The organism is Caenispirillum salinarum AK4, from assembly GCF_000315795.1.
GTDB classification, from domain to species: domain Bacteria; phylum Pseudomonadota; class Alphaproteobacteria; order Rhodospirillales; family Rhodospirillaceae; genus Caenispirillum; species Caenispirillum salinarum.
Window position 1 is genome coordinate 1 of the sequence record NZ_ANHY01000028.1, and the last position, 3341, is coordinate 3341.

The following is a 3341-nucleotide window of genomic DNA, read 5'->3' on the forward strand; positions in this document are numbered from 1 at the left end:
CCCGCTGGGTGTGGATGGTCGAGGCCATCGAGCCGGAGCCCGCCAGTCCGTGACCATGCGACGCCTGACGCCCATCGTGATGCTGGTTCTTGCGGTGCTGTCCGTGACGGCGCTGCTGGTGGGCGTCGTCACCTACGCCACCGTCGCGCTGACCGACATCGAGCGCGGCCTGCCCCGCCGGACCGAACTGCTGGCGCGGGAAATGGCGAAACTTGACCGCGAATACCTCGACCTGGAGCGCACGGTGGCGCTGGCCGCCGCCACCGGCGCGCCTGCGCACCTGACGGATGCCGCCCTCAAGGCGGACTTCCTCCACGCTCGGATCGGCACCGTGCGTGGAATTGCCAAGGAAATGACGCCGGTGCTCAACCAGGCGGCTCTGGCGACGGTGGAGGACCGGCTGGAGGCCCTCGAGGATATCCTCGCCCCCATGGTGGCGCAGGCGGCCCTTACCGGCAGTCCGCTTGACGGGGCTGCGCGGGCGGCGTTGGACGCCGCGCACGGCGATCTTCTTGCCGGACCACGCCCGACGCGGCAGGCTGCCCATGGCGCCGCCGCGCGCGCCGCCGGTGCCATTTCCGCGCAGGGCGAGAATCTGGCGCGGTTCCGGACCATGGCGCAGGGGGTGCTCGCGTTCGGGGGGCTGAGCTTCCTCCTGGCCCTGCTGCTGTTCATCCGCGCTCGACTTACGGCTGCGGAACTGCGCCGCTCGCGCGAGCGCTACCGCGAGCTGTTCGAGGGCAATGCCGCCGTCATGCTGCTGGTCGATCCGGCGGAGGGGCGCGTCGTCGAGGGCAACCAGGCGGCACAGGACTTCTATGGCTGGACCCAGGAGGACCTGCGCGGCAAGCCCATCGGCGAAATCAACGCCACCCCTGGCGCGGCTCTGGCCCGCGCGGTGGAGGATGCCCGCACCGGCCGGCGGCGGCGCTTCGACTTCCGTCACCGCCGCGTCGACGGCATGATCGTCGATGTCGAGGTGCTGTCGGGTCCGGTGCGCATCGACGGCCGCGACCTTCTGCTGTCCATCATCCACGACGTCAGCGCCCGCCGCGCCGCCGAAGGCGCCCTGGCCGAGAGCCAGGCGCGGCACCGCATGGTCATCGACGCCACCACGCAGGGCTTCTGGTATGTAGCCCCGGCCAGCGCCGAAACCATCGACGTCAACGACAGCCTGTGCGCCATGCTCGGCTATCCGCGGGACGAGATGCTGGGCCGCCCGCTGTTCGACTTCGTGGAGCCCGAGGACGAGGCCTTCCTCCGCGAACGAGTCGCCACCGCCCCCCACACCCGCCACCGTACCTACGAGGTGCGGCTGCGCCGCGCCGACGGCGGGACGATCCTCACGCGCTTCAACGCGACATCGCTCTACGAGGACGGATCGGGCGCCCTGCGCGGATCGTTCGCGTTCATCGAGGACATCACCGTCCACCGCGCCATCGAGCGGCGGCTGGAAGAAAGCGAAACCATGCTGCGGTCCATGACCGCCAACGTGCCGGGCGTGATTTATCAGTGGATCGAAGGGCCGGGCGATGCGCGCGGCTTCCGGTATGTCAGCCCCCGCTCCAAGGAAATCCTCGGCATCCATCACAAGGATCTGGAAGAGGACTGGACCCGCTTCGTCATCCATCCCGAGGACGTGCCGCGCTGGGAACGGTCGGTGCTGGAGGCCGTCGCCTTCGGGTCCGACTGGACCTTCGAGGGCCGCATGATCCGCCCCGACGGCCGGCTTCTGTGGTGGCGCGGCATCGCTCGCCCGACGGAAAGCGCCGACGGCGGTGCGCTGTTCAACGGGATCATCCTCGACATCACCCGGCAGAAGGCGCTGGAAGAGCAGTTGGAAGAGAACCGCCGGCTGCTCAACCTTGCGCTGGAGGCGGGGCGGATCGGTGTCTGGGACCTGGACCTGGAAACCGACAAGGTCTGGTTCTCGGAGGGCTGGAAACGCCAGTTGGGCTACCTGCCCGACGAGTTCGAGAACACCATGGACGCCTGGCGAGGCGTCATTGACCCTGAAGACGCCGAGGCCGCCCTGCAAGCGGTAAAGGACTACGTCAGCGGCCAGATCCCGCAGTTCGACCTGGTTCAGCGCTTCCGCCACAAGAACGGCTCCATCGTCCATATCCGCACCCGCGCCAAGGCGGTCTTCAACGCCGAGGGGCGCGCCGTGCGGCTGATCGGCGCGCACGTGGACCTGACGAAGGAGATCCTCACGCAGGAAATGCTGGAACGCCAGACCCTGCACAACCAGTTGATCCTCGACAGCACGGCCGAAGGGCTCTACGGCGTCGATCCGAACGGCCGGGTGACCTTCGTCAATCGCGCCTGCCGCCGCCTCCTCGGCTTCGACGAACAGCAGCTGATCGGCGCCGACGCCCACGCCACGACCCATCACAGCCGGGCCGACGGCGCGCCGTATCCGCTTGGCGACTGTCCGGTCGTGCAGTCCATGCAGGACCGCTGCCGTCATGAACTGGTGGAAGAGGTGCTTTGGCGTGCAGACGGCTCGCCTCTGCCCGTGGAACTGTCCGCCGCCCCCATGATTCACGAGGGCGAACTGGTCGGTGCCATCGTCAGCTTCCGCGACGTCAGCGACCGCCTGCTCTGGCGCAAGGAACTGCAACGTTCCAACGAGGAGCTGGAACAGTTCGCCTATGCCGCCTCCCACGACCTCCAGGAGCCGCTGCGGGGCGTCACCAGCTATCTGAGCCTGCTCAAGCGCCGCCACGGCCCGGCCATGGACGCGGGCGCCCTGCACTACGTCGAGGAAGCCCTGGGCGGCGCGCTCCGCATGACCGGCATGATCCGCGACCTGCTGACCTACTCCCGCGTCTCCACAAGGGGCGAGACGCTGCGGCCGGTGGATGCCGATGCCAGCGCACGGGCGGCGCTGGACAACCTGTCCATCGCCATCGCCGAGGCGTCCGCCGAGGTGACCGTCGACGGGCCGCTGCCCTGGGTGATGGCCGACGCCGCGCAATTGACCAGTCTGTTCCAGAACCTGATCGGCAACGCGGTGAAGTACCGGGCAGCCGACCGCCGTCCCGTCATCCGCCTGGGGGCAGAGGCGCACGCGGCGGACACCGCCCGATGGACCTTTTTCATCGCCGATAACGGCATCGGGATGGACCCGGCCTACACGGAGCGCATCTTTCAGCCCTTCCAGCGCCTGCATACCCACGACACCTATGGCGGCACCGGCATCGGCCTCGCCGTGTGCCGCAAGGTGGTGGAGCGCCATGGCGGCGGGCTGACGGTCGAGACGGCGCCGGACGAGGGTTCGACCTTCCGCTTCGACCTTGCCGCGGCGGAGCCTCCGCCAGCCGCCGACACCGCGCCGC

Annotated in this window: 1 protein-coding gene; it reads left to right on the plus strand. The window is 69.1% G+C overall.

Annotated features, from left to right (window positions below; genetic code table 11):
* Positions 1-55: 55 nt before the first annotated feature.
* The coding region (locus tag C882_RS23625; protein WP_236262729.1) for a PAS domain S-box protein at positions 56-3341 on the plus strand (3286 nt) is incomplete at its 3' end.